Raw genomic sequence first — 18,882 nt, forward strand, 5'->3', positions numbered from 1 at the left:
TTTCACCTCCCCAATTCACTGCAGTTCATGTTTTCACCGTTAATTGACTGCTGCGGTCGACAAAACGGGTGTGCAGTACCTTCTCGGCTTCTCCACTCAGTGGTTTTCCCAGCCAGGCTTTGTATAGCTGCTGAATTTCCTGATTCTGATAGCTGCACCTTTTCGCCGGTACTGCACTATCCAGCTTGTAAAGACTGGAAATTCTCGCCCTGCGGACATCATCGCTTGGCGGCAGCGATGTACGTGGCTGACCGCCGCCACCGATACAACCACCGGGACAGGCCATAAATTCAATAAACTGCCAGGAATCTTTTCTTTCCCGCACAACCGGCAACAGTTCCCTGGCATTGCTAAGGCCGTGGCAAATTGCCACCCGCAGCATGCCAAGGCCGGGAATATCAGCGCTGCCTTCTTTCCCCCCCTTAAGCCCCCGCACTTCGTTCCAGTTTAGCAGGCTGGCCGGTGGTTCCTGCCCTGTAGCCATATAATAGGCTGTGCGTACGGCAGCTTCCGTAACTCCGCCGGTTGCGCCGAAAATAACACCGGCTCCGCTGCTTTCACCAAGAATAGAATCATAACCGCTGCCGGCAAGCTGGGTCATATCGATTCCCTTTTTCTTGAGAATATAACTAAATTCACGGGTTGTCAGCACGATATCGACGTCACTTAGTACCGGCTGACCTGTCACCCTGCCGGCGGTATTCATTTCCTGGCGCCGGCATTCAAACTTTTTGGCAGTGCAGGGCATAATTGCAACAGAGACAATCTGCTGCGGATCAATATGTTTTTTTTGCGCATAGTAGGTTTTTACTACCGCCCCCAGCATTTGCTGCGGCGATTTACAACTCGACAAGTGGGGCATCAGATCAGGATAAAAATACTCAAGGAATTTCACCCACCCCGGACAACAGGAGGTAAATTGCGGTAAGGTTGCTTTGTTCTGCATTCTTTCCAGCAATTCCGATGCCTCCTCCATAATAGTCAGGTCGGCGGCAAAACTGGTGTCAAATACGGCATCAAACCCCACAGCCTTAAGCGCCGCCACTTGTTGTTCCTGAATCATGCTGCCCGGCGGCAAGCCAAACTCCTCGCCCAGCGAAACCTTGGTCGCCGGTGCCGTCTGTACAACTACATGAGTATTGCCGTCTTCCAGCGCTGCCAGCACCCTGTCGATATCATACCTTTCGGTTAACGCTCCCGTTGGACACCACATGGTGCATTGCCCGCAGTTAACGCAGACAATCTCCCGCTTTACCGGCAAATCATAGTACCCGTATACACCCATGACATTACGGCACACTTCCAAACATTGTCCGCAAAGAATACATTTGGTATCATCACGCTCAATCGACAAATTGGCCATATCCAGCGGCACGCGCCCTTTGACCTGTACCGGCCAGCTTGCCGGGACATTATACTGAGTGGGCAGCCACCCTTTTCCCCCTACCGCTTCGCTGCCGCATCCGGCTATCGTTGCACCGGCAGCTACAATACCTGCGCTGCCCATCATTTTCAGAAAACTTCTGCGTGTGACTTTTTGCTGTTTCATGGCTTTTCTGAACCTCCCATTCTCAAAACAAAAACCCCCTAAAATAGATAAACGGTCAACAAATAACCGTCTCTACTTTAGGGGGTTCACCTTAACTCTGCCCCGTAACCGCCGTATTCATTTCTTTCTAACAAAAATAGGATTAGCATTTCAAGTTAATATCTTATGTCTCTAAGAAGCATATTCGTCAACAATGTTAAAATTCCTGTTAACAAATTTTTTTATTTTGTTTAGTTCATTTTCTGCCCTTACCGGTTATGTGCTCGATTATGATTTTGCACACAACGGTCTCATGCTGAGCACTGTCAATATACATCTGTCCCTTTTGCCTATATTCCGGCGAATATTTTTCCACCAGTGCCAAAAGTGCCTGTTGTTTCTCATTTTCCTCAATCTCTGCCGCAGTCCCGTATGCGACTACACTTTCAAAACGGGTGCTGAACTTTTCCGGAAGGACTTGCGTCTTCCCTACAACACAGAACGATACTTTGTTACAGTATCGCAAATTATCCAGCTTTTGTCCTTCCGTTGCCGCATGGAAATAGATGGCTCCGTTTTGATAAGCATAGCTTAACGGCACACCATAGGCATAACCATTGGCGCCTACCGTGGAAAGGATGCCATATTCTCCCTCAGACAGTATCCGTTCTGCCTCCTGAGTGGAAAGCTGCCGGTCCTGCCGTCTCATAGTTTTAAACATATCATGCCCTCCAGACCTCTGCCACAAGTCTCTTGCCTGACCTTATTGTACCATAAAAGAAAAAACAGGCTCAAGAAAATTCCCCCGAACCTGCCAAATAATCATTTGCTCACATTCAACTGTTCAAAGCCATAGTCCAGCAGCTTGACGGCATCGTCCCACCGGTAATCGTCATTAAGGAGAACGGCAATTAGTTCCACATTACCCCGTTTGGCCGCAGCTACCAAACAATCACCGGCATCATTGGTAAAACCCGTTTTCACACCGTTAGCCCCTGGGTAACGGGAAAGAAATTTATTGGTAGTTGTCACATAAACGGTTTCCCGGTTGATAAAATGCACATCATAAACACGCCGGGAAACAATATCGGCAAAAATCGGGTTTTTCATGGCATAAGAAGTGATCAGTGCCAAATCATAAGCTGTCGTATAATGATTAATTGGATCCGGCAACCCGTGCGGATTGGTATAATGTGTGCGGGTTGCGCCTATTTCAGCAGCCTTGTCGTTCATCATCGCCACAAAAGCGGGAATTGATCCCCCCACAGATTGCGCCACCGCTTCAGCCGCATCGTTGCCGGAAACCAGCATCATGCCATATAATGCCTCCTTCAGCGTTAACTTGTCGCCTGCCCGCAACTCCAGGCTGGAGCCCTCGCATTGGGCCGCCTGCGGGCTTACCGTCACAACGCTGTTTAAATCCCCCTTCTCCAAGGCTGTAATCAAGGTGGTAATTTTGGTAGTGCTGGCCGGATACATAATGGCATTGGCTTGTTTATCGAAAAGTACTGTATGATCGCCGGCGATCATAAGTATCGCCGCTTCGGCGGACACTGCCGGCGGTGTGTCCGCCAAAACCGCCTGGATACTCAGGCCGGCAATAAGCAAATATGCGAATAAAATCCGTTTAATCATGAACTACTTCCTCCCTTTTGCTTGCCCGGAATCCTTTGCTGCCACGGCCCGTTGGAAATATGTATATAAGGAATGATCCAGGTCTTTGATATATGGTGTCATCTGCCCTTGCACTAGCAGGCATAAACGGTGCAACGCCCGCGTACAGATGGTGTAAAACAAGCCTTTTTCCTCAGTAAAATGAAAATTTTGCCGGATTGCGCCAACCACTACTACCGCGTCAAATTCCAATCCCTTGGCTAAATAAGCAGGGATAATGACGACTCCTCGGTAAAACTTATCCTCCTCCGTCAGAATAACACTGGCCTTGCATTTTCCGCTAACTTTCTCGTACAAAGCCCCGGCTTGCTCTGCTGTCTTGCAAATCAGCGCAATGGACTGCCATCCTTCCCGTTGATAAGAACGAACGGCCGCAAGCATTTCCTCCATATCGTCCTGTCCGGCCGGCAGGTGTACTACGACCGGTTTAGGTCCGGCACGGTTGACCGTTTCCGCCTCTTCCAGGCCTAGTAAAGCCTGACAAAATTTTTGGATCTGGCAGGTGGAACGATAACTGCGTGTCAAAGAAAAAAACACCGGTTCTTCTTCAAAACGCAGGAGTTGAGCAGCGGCCTGAAACGTAGCCGTCTGTAAATAAGGATGAACGCATTGCGCCGGATCACCCAGAATCGTCCATGAGCAATTTGGGAAAATAGCTTTCATAATTTTATATTGTATCACGGTATAATCCTGGGCTTCGTCAACAACTACATGTTTAATGTCCGGGTTGGTCTTAAAGCCTTCGGCCAAACCTAAAAGATATAAAAATCCAAAGGAATCCTCATAAGGTATACGGCCCTTTGCCAGCCATCGTTTTGTTTGCCGTCGTATGCGGTCCCATCCTTCCGGTTCGTTAAGCCCCTTACCATACAGCGCAAAAAAATCATTCTCAGTAAAAATCCGCTGGTACAGATGAAACACATTACATTCCGTCAGCTTTTCAATTTTTTCCGTTATTGAAACCAGTTCCTTCCTGGCTGCAATACGTGCCAGCGCCTCAATATTCCGAGCATTGACTTCATTTCCTGCCGCCGTAATTTCCTTAACTTTCTCCTCCCGCAGCTGTTGAACAACCGTCTTCATTCGTTTTTGGATTATTTTCCGTATCTTCTGCAGGCGGCGCCTCATCGGCAAATAAGTTAACTGGTCACAATATTGCCTTTTCCAGTCGTACCGGCTAAAAATCGTACGCCCCCGGAATTGGATGGCGGGGTAATCATCCACCAGACTTTGCTGTAAATATTCTATGTACAGATCTAAAAGTTTCACAAACTCTGCCGATGATTTATATTGGATACCCTGAATTTTCGCTTGATATTCCTCATCTTTAGGTCCACGCAGAAGATATTCCAGCTGCTCGGACCGTTCTTCCACCTCATACCCGCCTTCAGCTGCCGAAGTCCGCATATAGTCCTGAAAGGTCGTTTGCAAAACATTTTCTTCACCGGTCTCCGGCAATACCTGAGAGATGTAGTCACTAAAAATATGGCTGGGAGAAAAAATGACCACATTTTTCGCCGAAATGATTCCGCGTTCCCGGTACAGCAGATAAGCGATCCGGTGCAATGCAATTGAAGTTTTACCGCAGCCTGCCGGCCCCTGGACAACAAGCACCCGGTGCCCTTCGTCACGCACAATCCGGTTCTGTTCCCGCTGAATACTGGTCACAATGGTATGCATTTTATTATCGGCGCTTTTACTCAGTACCTGCTGCAACAATTCGTCTTCAATTTTAATATCCGCATCAAACATATACTTCATTTTTCCATTTACTATTTTAAACTGGCGTTTAAGTAAAATCATCCCCTGGATTTTTCCGGCTGGGCATTCGTACCAGGCTTTTCCTCTTTCAAAATCGTAAAACATACCGGCAACCGGTGACCGCCAGTCGTATATCAATATTTCCCCGGTTGCCATTTCCGCCAAGGTGGCTATCCCGATATAAATCCGGTCCGCTTCGTCCGTAGTTGTCCCGCTCTCTAAAAAATCAATCCGGCCAAAATACGGTGAATCAGCCATTCGCTGCAAGCGCTTATATTCTTGCTGCATCATTGTCGACAGTTGTTTTTGCCGCCCCACTTCTTCAATTATCTGGGCTTCATCCACGGCACTGCCGCCCTTATTTTCCCAGTAGTCCTGTAAAGTACCGTGCAATTGTTGCTGCGATGCACCGCATTTCGTCCCGCTTACATTCAGTTGGCTTTCAATCTGCGCAACAATATACCGTAATCTGGCGAGCTCATATTCCCGCTGTTTTCTATCCATAGACACTCCTCTTTGAGCCGTTCCAACGCCAGCTGCCTAAAAAAACCGTACGAGTCATAGTATATCCTTTTATCGCCAAGCTATCAAATCCTCCCTTGCATTGCCGTGACAGCCGTTCATCCTCTGCGGCTTTACCATGCCTTCTTTCTTCTTCTACCGCTTTTTAAACATTTCTTGCCAAAAGTTTATAATCGGATTAAGATAATCTTATACTTGACACTTTTAAAGGACGAATGTAGATGTATGTAAAAGATGTTATTGCTTATAACCTGTCCATACTATTTATCGGCTTCAATCCCGGACTGAAATCAGGCGAAACCGGCTGCCACTTTGCCGGACCTTCCAATCGTTTCTGGCGGCTCCTGGCTGATTCCGGGCTAACGCCGCGAAAACTGGCTCCGGCAGAAGACCGGCTTTTGCTTACCTGGGGGTATGGCATTACCAATATTGTCTCCCGCCCTACCCGGTCAGCGGCGGAAATAACCCGTCAGGAATATGCAACCGGCCGGGCTGAGCTAAAATTAAAATTACAAACCTACAAGCCGCAAATTGCCTGCTATGTTGGTATCGGCGTCTACCGGCAGTTTACCGGAAAAAGTAAAATTGCCTGCGGCCTGCAACCTGAACCGGCGATCCCCGGTATGCTGGATTTTGTAGTTTCCTCTCCCAGCGGTCTTAATCGTATTCCAGTTCAAACGCAGCTCGCCTGCTTTGAAGAATTGAAAAGCTTGATGGCCGGGGAACTAAATAAAGGATGAGTAAGTCGTTGCAGTGAATATAGCTGATGATGATTAGCTGATACGAAAGGAGTCTTTTTATGGCAACAGCGCCGGAACGCCCGGTCAAACCTATACCACCGACTGCCCCTGCTTTGCCTTCAGTAAAATCCCCGGCGGCAGATTCTCATTCCGCTGCCCCGGCTGGCACGAGTCCCGCCAATCCCCAATTGCCCACTACGGTAAAAAAAGCGACCGAACTGGAAAATGCCTTTCAGGGAAAGGCAAGTCCACCCAAAACGCAATCAGCGGTTGCAGAAAAACCTGCCGTAGCCTCCGCTCCTGCAGTTGCGGCGACAGCGGACCTTCCCGCCGGCACCACCACTGCTCAAACGCTTAGCCCTGATAAAAATCAGCCGGCTGCTCCGGTAGCAATCGTTTCCTATTTTTGGCCTGCCTGCACTGTACTGCTGGTGATCGTAGCTATACTGGCCGTTCGTTACATTGAGCAACGGTTGCCTCATATTGCCCCTTCTTCCCAAGCCCGGCCGGATGACGCTTCCAGTTCCCGCCCCGTGGCCGGGGAACACGGTACTAATGTGACAATCGCTCCCGCTAAACAGAAAAAAGAAATAAAAAGTAATTTTGAAGTTCGAATTTGACAGTACCGGCTCATAAAACCAATGGCTTCTGTCTAGATCACTGAAGCGTCCAGACGTCACTCCCCTGCCGTGGCAAGAAGCAAAAAATCGCTCACGATAAGGGACGGTTCTTTCGCTTCCGGCAATTCCCGGCATAATATGAAGCATAGTTGCTCATCCTATTGTATAACAGGTCATAAAGGATGGTGTTCTTTGCATACTTTCAATAAATCCGAGTATATCGTTATGGCGCTGGGCAATATTATCGGCTCGGGTATTTTTTTGGCCAGCGGTATGGTGATCAGCATTGCCGGTGCCTGGGCGCCACTGGCTTATCTTTTTGGCGGATTAATCATGATGATGGAAGTAGCCTTTCTGATCGAAATGTCCATTATCGACCCTGTCCCGGGCGCTTTTAAGGTCCATGCCCAGGAAGTGTTTGGTGAATGGTGGGGTTTTGTCATCGGCTGGATGTTCTGGACGAGCGGCATCCTGGGTATGGCCAGTGAAGTAACCGCCTGCGCCATCTTTGCCCGTCTATGGCTGCCGGAAATCCCCCTATGGCTCTTCAGTCTGTTTTTTGCCTTTGTCATTACCCTGATTAATCTTAACGACCTAAAAGGGTTAAGTAAATTTGAACTGGTGCTCGCTGTAACCAAAGTGATTGCACTGGTGTTCTTTGTTATTGCCGGAATGATTGCCACCCTTGGTTTTCCGGTTGGTGAAACAGTACATAATTTTACCCCCTTTGCCGAAGCTTTACAATCTCCCGTCCAGGGAATATTCGGCCTGCTTGCTTCCATGCTGCTCATCTTGTTTGCTTATACCGGCACCGGTATTATCGGCATTGCGGCAACGGAAACCGAACGGGCGGCAGAGGTTGTCCCGCCGGCAACCCGGATTGTTACCATATCCATTGTTTTCTTGTATACCCTGTCGGCATTTTTTATTGTTGTTCTCCTGCCTTCCAGTGCGCTGGACGTAAACACCAGCCCTTTTGTGACCTTATTCCGGCTGGCCAACATTCCCTATTCAGGTGATGTGGTTAATTTCATCTTGTTAACTGCTACACTATCGGCATTAAATTCTCAGGTTTACTCTTCTTCCCGCATGCTTTTTTCACTCGCCAGAAATGGTCAGGCACCCAAAATTACCGCCTATCAAAACCAAAAAGGAGTGCCTGTATCAGCCGTTTGGTTAAGTGGCAGTTTTCTTTTATTCACAGCACTATTATCCTATGTCCTCCCGGAAACCATTTTTATTTATACCGTAAGTGCCAGCGGCTTCTTAGCCCTAGTCAACTGGATGAGCGTTTCCGCCACTCATTATTTCTACCGGAAAAAAATCCAGTCCATTGCGCCGGAGAAGATAACATATAAAGCCCCTTTTTATCCTTATCTTTCCTGGATTTGCTTTTTTATGATCCTGCTGACAGTTTTGTCCGCCGCGCTGTACCCGGACCAGCTTCCCGGTTTATATGCCGGAGGCATTATCCTGTTTATCATCGGTACAGCTTACTTTTTACTCCCCAAGGGAGAGAAAAGGTAGCTTTTTCAACCTAACAGTTTTCAATATTTCCCATTATGAGTCCAACAAATTTAGGAGTTAATTCAGGATCGAACATACTCCCGGAACAACGCAGCAACTCCGCCAAAGCTTGCTGCTGTGTCAGTCTCTTACGGTAAGGCCGGTCACTGGTCATGGCATCATAGGCATCTACAATAGCTAACAGCCGGCATTCCAGGGGTATTTCCTTCCCTTTGAGTCCGATGGGATAGCCGTTCCCATCCCACCATTCATGATGCTTTAAAATCCAATCAGCAATGTGGTTTAGCTCCGGTGAAGCAATGGCAATACGGTAGCCAATTTCACTATGACGGCGCATTTCCAGCTTCTCTTCCGCAGTAAGTAATCCGGTTTTAAACAGTATAGTGTCGGAAATTGCCACTTTTCCGATATCGTGAAACTGTGCCAGCAGACGCATGTCTCTAATGCTGTATTCATGAATACGTAGCAACCGGGCAAAACGTTCAACCAGTTCCTGCATACGCTCCCCATGCCCTTCCGTAATAAAATCACGGGCATGCAGTGCGCGGATAAGTGTTTTTACCAGAGCACTGCGGGCACTTTGGCTGCGATGCAGTTTTTCTTTGTACATTCTATTGTCTGCAGTTTTCAGAGCCTCCTTTAAAGTGACTCCTCCGGTTACCGTGGCATAGCCCAGGGACAGACTCACGGCAAAATCGGTCCGGTTTTTATTATATACCTGCAGCTTGTTATGAATCCGGTGGTAGATTGCCTCCGCTTCCAATCCGCCGGTTGCTGCCAGCAATACAGCGAATTCATCGCCGCCGGTACGGGCCAGAATAGCTTCCCGGGGCAAAGAGGCTTTTAAAATACCGGCTGTTATTTTTAACAATTCATCGCCTTTTTCATGACCTAGTGTGTCATTAATCAGCTTTAGCCCATCGACATCACACACCAAAACACCATAACCGGTACTTTGTTTTTCACTTTCCAGGCGCTGTACTTCCCGCTCAAAATAATTACGGTTGTAAACCTCTGTCAGCACATCGCAGAAGCTGATATACTGCAGTTGTTTTTCGGCTTTCCTGCGTTCCGAAATATCCCGGTAAATGCAATAGATGCCCATAATTTTTTCATCTATCATAATCGGATAGGCAATAACCTGGACCTCAACAAGGCTTCCGTCTTTACGTTTGCGAACCGTATCAATCTGGCATTTTTCCATGTTTAGTATTGCTCTTGAAACGGCTATACCTTCTTCATATAGGCTTTCCGGAACGATGACCTCGTCGATATCTTTTCCATGAACCTCATCCAGCCGGTACTGAAAAAATACTTCAAACTCTTTATTTAAATCGATGATTTTTTTGTGCGAATCCAATATAGCAATACTCTCGGGCGAATTTTCAAAAAGCTGTGAAAAGTAAACCTTTTGACGCTGCAATTCGGCTTCTGTTTGGTCCCGCTGCAACAGGAAGGACTGGAGACGACTGACCATATTACGGAATCTCCGGTTTAATTCGGCCAGTTCGTCAGAAGAAGGATCGGCAAAAGGAATACTAAAATCACCTTTTTCCACCCGTTTAACATCGAGAATCAGCTTTTCGATTCTCCTTACAAACTTTCTTGCTGCCAGCATGCTAACAATAATTGCACTGACAATGCTCCACAGACCAACCTCAATCGTCCGGTTTCTGATTGGCAATACCTCATTGGTAAAGGCTTCTTCCGGAATAAAGCCTATAAGGGTCCAGCCTGTCCGGGGGATATTTACGGCACTGACGATGAAATTTCGATCTGCCTCATGATAATAAATCGACCTTTTGTCCTGCTGAAACAAACCGGTAAACCAGTCTTCCTGAGCAATATTTCTACCCAGTTGCCGAATATCGTCATGCGCTATGACGTTGGCATCCCTGTTCACGAGCATGGCATAAGCGCCTGTTCCCAGATTCATATTCCTGACAATTTCCGAAAGTCTGTATAAAGAGGTATCCATAGCGAACACACCCAGCAGCCGGTCCTGCTCCTCTATACATTTCACTGCTGAAATGACTGTCCGTGACGACGCGGGTTCAACATACGGGCTGCTCCAGACAATAGCTCCCGGATTGTTACAGGCGGCCTTGTACCAAGGACGTTCGCGCAGGTCATATCCTGAATACGGCTTCCAAGCAGGCGTGATAGCAAGCTGACCGTTTTCACTGCCAAAATAGATATAATAAATATGATCATTGAAGCGCCGCTGATTTTCCCATTCTTTGATTACCTGTGAATCTATTTTCCCGCTTCTCACCGAAGCCATAAACTCCGGACTATTCGTCAACAAATTCACAGTGGCCTCAGTCTCACTCACATATTTTTGAATAAAGTAGTCGGCGGCAAATTCCATAGTCTGCAGACTATTATCTTTTAGCCGGTCTATCAGCATTTTTTCTGATGCCTGATAAGATAGTATACCTAGGGCAAGTACCGGAATCGTTATAATCATAATGGAAAAAAACAGTAATTTTTTAACAATACTCCATTTCACGGTTCTATCTCCTTATGCAGTACTGCCCACCCGACACAAAAAGAAATCATCGTCTCTACGATGACCCCATTGGTTTCTTGAATAAAGTTTAGTATTAATTTTTAAAAATGTAAATACAAAAAGACTAAAATCCGGCAAAATCAGCTCTTTTTTGACACATAAGCCTTTCCTATAAAAAAAACTCTCCTGCTACGCAGGAGAGTTCGTGTTTTAGTAACGCGGGTTCTGTTGGGTAAAGCAATCTCTGCAATAAACAGGGCGGTCATTGCTGGGACGGAAAGGAACTTGAGTTTGAGCGCCACAGGCAGCACAAGTTGCGTCATGCATTTCACGCTGCTGGCGACCACCGAAGCCGCCGCGATTTTGCTGTTTTCGGGCTGCCCGGCAATCAGGACAGCGGCCTGGTTCATTGGTAAACCCCTTTTCTGCAAAGAACTCCTGTTCCGATGCCGAGAATACGAAGTCTGCCCCGCAATCACGGCAAGTTAAAGTTTTGTCTTGCGCCATATATAATAGCCTCCTCAAAGTGTTGTACCCTAATAGTTTTACATGATTCCTCATCTGGCTTTCTCGGATAAACACTGAGAAGGACTAATGACTAATTCACTGAACCTATTTTTAAGGGCTATTTAATGATACGCTAAAATTCAGAAAATGTAAAGAATATTTTTACCTTTATATAAAAAATTTACAAAGTAGACAGCCGTACTTCCTCCCGAAGGCATTCCCCCGGCTCCCTTCCGCCCTGTTGGCTGTTACTGGCTCTGCCGGATTTGACTTAATCCCGTTATTGTAAATTCAAAACAAACGTCCTTATAAATGCCGGTAATCAAAAATCCGGCAGATTTTATGTATACAACGGTTTATTTTCTTCTCAGCGCATTATAAAGTTTTGCAGACTCTGCAGCAATAAAATTACTGGAATAAGTATGATCCGGAGTATCCGTATAAAAACTAATCAAAATCGGATCATGCCCATCCTGCACTACACCCACATCGCATAAGATTTGATCCAACTCGCCAACCTTGTGATAAACCGGGGTCATCATATAACGGGGAATCTCATCGTGAAAAATAGTATTAGCCAGTTCAGCTTTAAGTTTTTCGCTTTTCCCCTTATCTAGATAGGCGTTTAGATATATCTTTTCAAACACCTTCCCCATTTCATAAGGAGTAGTTACACTATGATATTGATATTTGTTATAGGCATCTTCATTATGTATTCTGGTCTGCCGCAAACGGAAATCCTTAACCACTTTGTCCAATACATCCGGATGGCTGCTATCCATTTCGTTTAACAGGTCATAAAAAGAATCGTTATCACTGATGGTCATCATTAAACGGATTTTCTGATCGTATTGATCGCGTTTATCCGCTCCGGCTGCAGGATAAAGATATTTATACGTCGCCAAAGCGACAACCAGCTTACTGGTTGAGGCCGTGGGGAAGACCGTATTCTGATTAAATTGAAATGTCTTTCCGGTCTTTAAATTTTTTGCATATACCCCGACCCGCCCCTGGAACCCCCTTAAATCATTTTCAATTTCCTTATGTAATGATGTTGCCGCCAATACATTTGTACTGAAAACAGTTAGTAAGATAAATATAACGATGGTCACCTTTTTTTTCACGCTGTCACCCCATTCCATAGTCTTTATTTACTATATAGCCAAAATGTGACTAAAAAAAGACATATTGCTAAAAACAACGAAAAGCCAGAGACTGTCCGTGCCGGAACAATCTTTGACTTTTCGTTGTCATTTTCGGTCTGTACGATATGTGAATAAATCATATACTATCTATAGATACACCGACTACCTTTGCCACATAATCCTCCGCACCCGATTTTGCCCACAGGCTCAAACTGACCCTGCTGTCCGAAGATAGTCTGGCCTTATAACCTTGTGCTCCATCCCTATCCAGGGTATTCTCCCGTCTAACCGTAACTTCATGTCTGTTTGCGACGTCATAATCAACAAGAATATCCGCCACCCGCGCTTCGACTTCTCCTGTCGGACATTCAAGTATTTTTATCCTCTCCACAGCCGCATCAAGTTTAGTCATGTCACTCCCCCTGCACTTAAGTTTTTCATTATTATTCCCCCTAGTTGCTCTTTAATCCCCCAATGAACTTCTGTTTGAAAAAAATCGCACTTTTGGGGAAATTATGAAGGTGAGACATATGAATGAAACGAAAGAAAAAATAATCGGTATCCAGGCTCGTGCTTTCCATATCCGCTATACACCTTTCACTCACAATTTTTGGGCCTTGATTGATGACGGCCAACAAGTATTGGATCAAATTCACGGGCTGGCAGTCAACCCTATAACAGGAAAAACCACTGCCATCGGAAATTCCTCCTATTTATTGCAGGCCGTTCATGATCCCACGATTGCCTGGTCATTGCAACCTGGTCAACCAACAGTAAATTGCATTACCGGCAAGGAAAGTGTGATTGTCCAAAGATGGCAGGCTGCCCTTAATTCCATACCGGCAATTAACGCGTTAAAAATCAGTTATCCGAACTGGTGGCAACACTTCTATAAAAAAAACAGCAACACTGTTTTTAATACCCTTGGACAAATCATGGGCTTTACCGGCCTTGAGCGCCTGCTTTCAACCTGGTCGCCGGGAATCAATCAAGTCATCTCCCATAAAATCATTATACAGTACCGCTATCATCCTATTTATTGACATCCAGCCGGACACAGAGTCTCAAGTAAACAACCCGGTTTCTATTAATAAAATTTACCGTTTCTGCGGATCAGCAGGCAAGCTTTTTGCCGCCTCTTCTTCTGCCAGCCGGTCTGCCGCATCCTTAAAAGGCGGAAGGTTAAAAGCAGCTTCCATGATTTTTCTGGCAATAGGGGCCGCAGCATCGGAGCCGTAGCCCCCCTGCTCAATAACAACGGCAACGGCAACTGTCGGATTATCAAACGGCCCGTAAGCAACAAACCAGCCATGGTCGTCGCCATGAGGGTTCTCCGCCGTGCTTGTCTTACCGGCAATTGGAACGGGAAATCCCTCAAAAATGTACCCCGCTGTGCCGGAGGGAGAGGTAACATCCTTCAACGCATTGCGAATGGCTGAGAGGTTCCGCTCTGAAATTCTAACATTTCCCAATACCTCCGGAGCAAAGGTCTTTACTGTATCTCCGTTAGGTGAAATGATTTTGCTTACAACATAAGGACGGTAACGATGACCTCCATTGGCCACTTGACTAATCAAAGACGCCATTTGCAGCGGTGTTGCCAATTGAAAGCCCTGACCGATAGCCGCATCAAAGGTTTCTGATAAATACCAGTCTTCTCCATACACTTCTTCTTTGTATTTGCGATTGGCAACCAATCCTTCACTTTCGTGCGGCAAATTAATACCGGTAGGCGCACCTAATCCAAAAGCACGCGCCCATTTTTCGAGATTATCAATGCCTATCCGGTTGCCCATTTCATAGAAATATACATTATCCGATTTCGCCAGGGCAACATTAAAGTCAATCCAGCCAAGGGCCGCACCATGAGAATTGCCCTTGGGAATAATCCAGTGCCTGCCGGTATCCAGAATCTTTTCTTCCGGAGTAACTTTCCCCAGTTCCAGAGCCGCAGCTCCTGTCACTATTTTAAAAGCCGAACCAGGCGGGTATTCGGCATTGATGGTTCTGTTCTGCATCGGGTTAAACGGATTATCGTTAATCGCCTGCCAGTCTTTAACGGATATTCCACCATTAAACAGGTTCGGATTAAAAGCCGGACGGCTGACCATAGCCAATATTTCACCTGTTTGGGGATTCATAACCACCGCGGCACCGGCTTTCGCATTTACATTGCCAAGCCTTTTTTGCAAATAATTCAACTGGTTATCCATTGCCCGCTCCGCAGCTTTTTGAATCCTGCTGTCAATCGTCAACACCAGACTATTCCCCAATACCGGCTCTTTTTTTCCCATCATCCTTACCGGCCGCCCGGTCACATCCACCTCAACCTGCGCTCCGCCGTCAATACCGCGTATTTCTTTATCATAAACTTTTTCCAGGCCAAACTTGCCTACAATATCACCGCTTTGATAACCATCATTTTTTCTATCCTCAAGTTCGCTTTCACTAATTTCTCCTACATAGCCCAGCAAATGAACTCCCAGCTCTTTATTCACATAGTTGCGGACCGATTGAATTTCTATGACGACTCCCGGCATTTCACCCCGCCGTTCTTCAATTTTACTGACAATATCCTGACCCACATCATCCTTGATACGAACCGGCGCTAAGGGACTGCCCTGCTGTTTGATTTTAGCCTTGATATCCTCCACCTTCATACCGACAATGGTAGACAGCCGATTCAGTACCGTATCCGGAATCGGTCCGGTCATTGGAACCAGCGATACGGAAAATCCCGGGCGGTTGGAAACCAGCGGGGTTCCGTCCCGGTCATAAATAACGCCCCGTGGCGCCATCATTGGCATCAGCCTGATACGATTATCTTCCGCCTGCTGGTGGAAATACACCCCCTGGGCGATTTGCAGATAACCCATTCTTGCAATCAGTACTGCCATGACAAATATAATAAAATAAGTAAAAATTTCCAGCCTAGGATTGGCTTTTTTCCCCACCATAACCAAGCATTCATTCCTCTCAAAGTAGTCGGCAGAAAACGTCGAACGGCTAAAAGTTTATGTAAACAAATTCGACAAAACTATGATAAAACCTTTAGTTTTTTTTCCGGCTTACGGCATAATCTTACACCAAATACTGCCAAAAGTCAGGTTGCAGCCGCTGTTGTTTTCGCAAAAAAAGAACAAGATCAACTTTCCAGCCCGAAAGCCAATCTTGTTCTTTATCATTGTTGACCAGCCGGCATCCGGCTATTTTTGTCCATACAAGTACGTAAAAACATCCCTTGCTTTTTTAACTTCTGTTTGTTCCAGCAGTACCGGTTCACCAATATGTTTGGCCAATAAATAGGATTTTGCATTATCTTCCAGCATAACTGCCGCCGTCAATGCATGCTTTACCGACGGTCCAACGGCCATCACTCCATGATTGGCCAGTAAGCAGGCGCTTTTATCACCTATAGCCTCGATAACACTTGGACCGATCAACCCGGAGGCTACCGGCGAATAAGCGGCGACAGGAACTGTCCCGCCCACTTCATTGGCCAAAGTGGTCGTAGCACAGGGAATTTCCTGACGCAACATGGCAAAGGAACAGGCAAAGGTAGAGTGAGTATGAATAATGCTGAATATATCCTCACGCTTCTTATAAATGTATAGATGATCCGGTGTATCAACAGACGGCTTCCACTTTCCTTCCACCGCCTTCCCTTCCATATCAATCACCACAATATCTTCCGGCGACAGTTTTTCATAGGCCATACCGCTGGGCGTAATCGCAATGTAGCCGGTCTTGGGATCGCGCCCACTTACATTTCCGCCGGTTAGTGTAACCAGTCTATATTTTAGTAAATCCCAGGATGCTTCCAGGACTTCTTTGCGTAAACCTTCTAATAGCATAGTTTCTGCCTCCTCAATGATCAAAGCAATAGCCTGCCTGTTTCATCTTTGCTTGAATCCACCTGCGGGCATAAGTAATTTTTTCTTTGTGATCCTGCTTGTCACCGGACCACATTTCTATTACAAAAGGTCCCTGATAGTGAAAATCGTACAGATCCTTAAAGGCCTGACAAAAGTCCACGGTTCCCGTACCAAAATCTATGCGCCGGAAAACTTGGCTTACAGTATCCTTAACATGGATTCCGACTATATTGCCACAACCTTTTTTCAATTCATCCTTCACATTCAACCCCCACGCACTCAGGTTGCCAATATCAGGATAGATTTGTAGCAATGGGGATGGATAGGCATCAATAAAATCCATGATTTTGCTAACAGAGTTCATAAATGGATGATCCATAGTCTCAATTGCCAGCATAACATTGGCTTTACTGGCCATCTCAATTGCCTGACTCATACTTTTACAGTACAGCTCCCGGGTTTTTTGATTGCCGTTCTCATAATAAACATCGTAGCCGGCAAGCTGAATAACCCGGACTCCTATATCCACGGAAAACTGAATAGCCCTTTCCATAATGTCCAGACTCTTTTTTCTGATGACAGGCGATTCACTGCCCATGGGATATTTCCGGTGCCCGCTTAAGCACATACTCAGGCTGGGAATACCGGTTGCCGCAATAGCCTGTAATAATTCATATTTCTTGCTTTGCGGCCAATATAGACGCTCCAGCCGCTCTTCACTTTCATCAATGGATATTTCCAGGAAGTCATAGCCACATTCCGCAACTATGCTCAGCTTTTCCTGCCAGCTTATATCTTCCGGCAGGGCTTTTTCATAAATGCCTAAAGGGGTATGCTGTTGCAGTTTCATTTTCGTTCCCTCCACCGCACTGTCCGGATAGCCATTACCCAAATAAACTAAATAACTTCCAGATAACAAACGTTATCGGATTAGTAGAGCCGACAAAACTGGATAAGGTTGTCGTTCCCTCCGGCATCTGAAACCCTGAGGAAACAGCCATAATGGTATGCGTTTCTGCATTAAGCGTTCCACTATACAGGGCAAATACCGTAAGAAAAGCTCCAATCAGCACATTCCGGAAAACATTACCTTTGGTAAAAATATTCACCATGCAGATCATAAACGGAATAGTCGCTAAATCGCCAAAGGGCAGTACCTTATTACCGGGAAGGATAATCGCCAGACCTAAAGAAATGGGAACTAATAAGAGTGACGATGCAATTACTGCAGGATCACCGACAGCAATCGCCGAATCCATGCCAATGGTAAATTCCCTGTCGGAATATTTTCTGGAGAAAAATTCTTTAGCGGCATCGGAGACAGGAAGTAAACCCTCCATTAGAATCCCCACCATTCTGGGCAGCACCATCATGACTGCCGACATGACAATCGCCAAATGCAGGATTTTAGCAATATCGTACCCGGCTAAAATACCAATACCCGATCCCAAAATAATTCCCATTACCATTGGCTCTCCCAGAATACCGAACTTGGTCGATATGGTTCCCGGATCGGCCTTGATATCCCGGATACCCGGTATCATATCAATTAACTTATTGACCGGCCAGCCAATGATGGCAAAACCATTGGACAAAATATGAGGGATGGACACCCCTTCATAGCCATAATATTTTTGAAAATACTTTGCTGTAAAATCACCGCTTTTTAATCCGACAATCAAAGCGATTCCTGCCGCAGCATACCCCAGCATCAGACTATTGGTACTGCCGTAAACCATTGCCCCCACAAAGGTAAAATGCCAGTAATTAAAAATATCAACATCAACCACATTGGTCATTTGGGTTACCAGCATAATGGCATTAATGGTAATGCCCAAGGGTATAATAAAGGCGCCGATTTTGGAAGCAAAAGCAATACTGGCAGTGGCGGGCCAGCCGGCATCCAATACCGTCAAATTCACGCCGAAACGTTTTACCATTGCCTCTGCCGCCGGTCCCAGGTTATCTACAAATATCCCAAGTATGGCATTGATGGCGATAAACCCGATCCCGATAGTAATGCCGCTGCGTATGGCCCTGCCAGGCTTTTGCCCGAGAATAATGGCAAAAATACTAATGAGAATCGGTAAAAATACAGCCGCCCCCAGACTGAGGAAAAACCCAAATATATTGGCAATAAACTCCATTCCCCTTCCCCTCCTTATTTATTTTTGCATAACCTGATAAATTTCCGCCAAACGTTTATCGACCCCGATTCCTGTTAAAAATGGTTTCCCGTCAAAAACAGGAATTCCATTGCCTAAATCGGGAACTGCGGTTATGGAAACGATCACATCCGGTTTCATCATATCGGCTAACGAGGGAATTTCTGCCGCTTTACAAATCCGCCACTCCACTTTTATATCACGTTCGGCACAATAATCTTCAATTTTCTTGGCTACAATAGTCGATGATGCCACCCCACAGCCACAAGCTACCAGGGCTTTCTTTTTTATCATGATTTTCTTCCT

General features: G+C 46.1%; 17 protein-coding genes. 4 read left to right on the plus strand and 13 right to left on the minus strand.

Going from position 1 to position 18,882, the window contains the following annotated elements; all coding sequences use genetic code 11:
* Positions 1-25: 25 nt before the first annotated feature.
* The 4 genes from P22_RS04465 to P22_RS04480 all read right to left on the minus strand — a co-directional run bounded on the left by P22_RS04465 (position 26) and on the right by P22_RS04480 (position 5,467).
* Entirely contained in the window at positions 26-1,549 is a 1,524-nt protein-coding gene (locus P22_RS04465; protein WP_054259008.1) for a [FeFe] hydrogenase, group A, read from the minus strand.
* 235 nt (positions 1,550-1,784) lie between these two features.
* Complete coding sequence (locus tag P22_RS04470; RefSeq protein WP_054259009.1) at positions 1,785-2,249, minus strand: pyridoxamine 5'-phosphate oxidase family protein; 465 nt, start codon at positions 2,247-2,249, stop codon at positions 1,785-1,787.
* A gap of 101 nt (positions 2,250-2,350) precedes the next feature.
* Positions 2,351-3,163, minus strand: coding sequence for a D-alanyl-D-alanine carboxypeptidase family protein (locus P22_RS04475; RefSeq protein WP_054259010.1), 813 nt, complete (start codon positions 3,161-3,163; stop codon positions 2,351-2,353).
* 3 nt (positions 3,164-3,166) lie between these two features.
* The gene (locus P22_RS04480; protein WP_054259011.1) at positions 3,167-5,467 is read right to left on the minus strand and encodes a HelD family protein; all 2,301 of its coding nucleotides are present in this window, start codon (positions 5,465-5,467) and stop codon (positions 3,167-3,169) included.
* A gap of 239 nt (positions 5,468-5,706) precedes the next feature.
* Between P22_RS04480 and P22_RS04485 the strand changes: the two genes are divergently transcribed.
* The 3 genes from P22_RS04485 (at position 5,707) to P22_RS04495 (ending at position 8,372) form a co-directional block, all read left to right on the plus strand.
* The gene (locus tag P22_RS04485; protein ID WP_054259012.1) at positions 5,707-6,225 is read left to right on the plus strand and encodes a mismatch-specific DNA-glycosylase; all 519 of its coding nucleotides are present in this window, start codon (positions 5,707-5,709) and stop codon (positions 6,223-6,225) included.
* A 59-nt stretch (positions 6,226-6,284) separates the two neighbouring features.
* Positions 6,285-6,845: a hypothetical protein gene (locus P22_RS04490; protein WP_054259013.1), complete on the plus strand. Its 561-nt coding sequence runs from the start codon at positions 6,285-6,287 to the stop codon at positions 6,843-6,845.
* A gap of 192 nt (positions 6,846-7,037) precedes the next feature.
* On the plus strand, positions 7,038-8,372 hold the full coding sequence (locus tag P22_RS04495; RefSeq protein WP_156318852.1) for an amino acid permease: 1,335 nt from the start codon (positions 7,038-7,040) through the stop codon (positions 8,370-8,372).
* A 10-nt stretch (positions 8,373-8,382) separates the two neighbouring features.
* Here the strand turns inward: P22_RS04495 and P22_RS04500 are convergent, their stop codons facing one another.
* From P22_RS04500 to P22_RS04515, 4 genes are all read right to left on the minus strand, one after another.
* Complete coding sequence (locus tag P22_RS04500; RefSeq protein ID WP_054259014.1) at positions 8,383-10,884, minus strand: diguanylate cyclase domain-containing protein; 2,502 nt, start codon at positions 10,882-10,884, stop codon at positions 8,383-8,385.
* 210 nt (positions 10,885-11,094) lie between these two features.
* Positions 11,095-11,391, minus strand: coding sequence for a zinc-ribbon domain containing protein (locus P22_RS04505; RefSeq protein ID WP_072169775.1), 297 nt, complete (start codon positions 11,389-11,391; stop codon positions 11,095-11,097).
* A 356-nt stretch (positions 11,392-11,747) separates the two neighbouring features.
* Complete coding sequence (locus P22_RS04510; RefSeq protein WP_054259016.1) at positions 11,748-12,515, minus strand: serine hydrolase; 768 nt, start codon at positions 12,513-12,515, stop codon at positions 11,748-11,750.
* A gap of 157 nt (positions 12,516-12,672) precedes the next feature.
* The gene (locus P22_RS04515) at positions 12,673-12,948 is read right to left on the minus strand and encodes a hypothetical protein (protein WP_054259017.1); all 276 of its coding nucleotides are present in this window, start codon (positions 12,946-12,948) and stop codon (positions 12,673-12,675) included.
* Between the two features lie 118 nt (positions 12,949-13,066).
* Here P22_RS04515 and P22_RS04520 point away from each other — a divergent pair, with 118 nt between their 5' ends.
* Positions 13,067-13,579, plus strand: a complete 513-nt coding sequence (locus P22_RS04520; RefSeq protein ID WP_054259018.1) for a hypothetical protein — start codon at positions 13,067-13,069, stop codon at positions 13,577-13,579.
* Between the two features lie 54 nt (positions 13,580-13,633).
* Here P22_RS04520 and mrdA read toward each other — a convergent pair whose 3' ends face one another.
* The 5 genes from mrdA to P22_RS04545 all read right to left on the minus strand — a co-directional run bounded on the left by mrdA (position 13,634) and on the right by P22_RS04545 (position 18,870).
* A complete protein-coding gene (gene mrdA, locus P22_RS04525) occupies positions 13,634-15,493 on the minus strand; it encodes a penicillin-binding protein 2 (protein WP_054259095.1) in 1,860 nt (619 codons plus the stop codon).
* Between the two features lie 249 nt (positions 15,494-15,742).
* The gene (locus P22_RS04530; protein WP_054259019.1) at positions 15,743-16,390 is read right to left on the minus strand and encodes a class II aldolase/adducin family protein; all 648 of its coding nucleotides are present in this window, start codon (positions 16,388-16,390) and stop codon (positions 15,743-15,745) included.
* Positions 16,391-16,403: 13 nt separating this feature from the next.
* On the minus strand, positions 16,404-17,261 hold the full coding sequence (locus P22_RS04535; protein ID WP_054259020.1) for an L-ribulose-5-phosphate 3-epimerase: 858 nt from the start codon (positions 17,259-17,261) through the stop codon (positions 16,404-16,406).
* A gap of 34 nt (positions 17,262-17,295) precedes the next feature.
* Positions 17,296-18,558, minus strand: a complete 1,263-nt coding sequence (locus tag P22_RS04540; RefSeq protein WP_054259021.1) for a PTS galactitol transporter subunit IIC — start codon at positions 18,556-18,558, stop codon at positions 17,296-17,298.
* Positions 18,559-18,576: 18 nt separating this feature from the next.
* Positions 18,577-18,870 (minus strand): PTS sugar transporter subunit IIB, encoded by a 294-nt coding sequence (locus P22_RS04545; protein WP_054259022.1) that lies wholly within the window; start codon positions 18,868-18,870, stop codon positions 18,577-18,579.
* Positions 18,871-18,882: the final 12 nt, after the last annotated feature.

It is taken from the genome of Propionispora sp. 2/2-37 (genome assembly GCF_001298735.1).
In the GTDB taxonomy this organism is placed as follows: domain Bacteria; phylum Bacillota; class Negativicutes; order Propionisporales; family Propionisporaceae; genus Propionispora.

What these genes read in the sequence shown, in the direction of transcription:
- P22_RS04465 (WP_054259008.1), bottom strand. Translation starts at nt 1,549, where the DNA reads ATGAAACAGCAAAAAGTCACACGCAGAAGTTTTCTGAAAATGATGGGC.
- P22_RS04470 (WP_054259009.1), bottom strand. Translation starts at nt 2,249, where the DNA reads ATGTTTAAAACTATGAGACGGCAGGACCGGCAGCTTTCCACTCAGGAG.
- P22_RS04475 (WP_054259010.1), bottom strand. Translation starts at nt 3,163, where the DNA reads ATGATTAAACGGATTTTATTCGCATATTTGCTTATTGCCGGCCTGAGT.
- P22_RS04480 (WP_054259011.1), bottom strand. Translation starts at nt 5,467, where the DNA reads ATGGATAGAAAACAGCGGGAATATGAGCTCGCCAGATTACGGTATATT.
- P22_RS04485 (WP_054259012.1), top strand. Translation starts at nt 5,707, where the DNA reads ATGTATGTAAAAGATGTTATTGCTTATAACCTGTCCATACTATTTATC.
- P22_RS04490 (WP_054259013.1), top strand. Translation starts at nt 6,285, where the DNA reads ATGGCAACAGCGCCGGAACGCCCGGTCAAACCTATACCACCGACTGCC.
- P22_RS04505 (WP_072169775.1), bottom strand. Translation starts at nt 11,391, where the DNA reads ATGGCGCAAGACAAAACTTTAACTTGCCGTGATTGCGGGGCAGACTTC.
- P22_RS04515 (WP_054259017.1), bottom strand. Translation starts at nt 12,948, where the DNA reads ATGACTAAACTTGATGCGGCTGTGGAGAGGATAAAAATACTTGAATGT.
- P22_RS04520 (WP_054259018.1), top strand. Translation starts at nt 13,067, where the DNA reads ATGAATGAAACGAAAGAAAAAATAATCGGTATCCAGGCTCGTGCTTTC.
- mrdA (WP_054259095.1), bottom strand. Translation starts at nt 15,493, where the DNA reads ATGGTGGGGAAAAAAGCCAATCCTAGGCTGGAAATTTTTACTTATTTT.
- P22_RS04530 (WP_054259019.1), bottom strand. Translation starts at nt 16,390, where the DNA reads ATGCTATTAGAAGGTTTACGCAAAGAAGTCCTGGAAGCATCCTGGGAT.
- P22_RS04535 (WP_054259020.1), bottom strand. Translation starts at nt 17,261, where the DNA reads ATGAAACTGCAACAGCATACCCCTTTAGGCATTTATGAAAAAGCCCTG.
- P22_RS04540 (WP_054259021.1), bottom strand. Translation starts at nt 18,558, where the DNA reads ATGGAGTTTATTGCCAATATATTTGGGTTTTTCCTCAGTCTGGGGGCG.
- P22_RS04545 (WP_054259022.1), bottom strand. Translation starts at nt 18,870, where the DNA reads ATGATAAAAAAGAAAGCCCTGGTAGCTTGTGGCTGTGGGGTGGCATCA.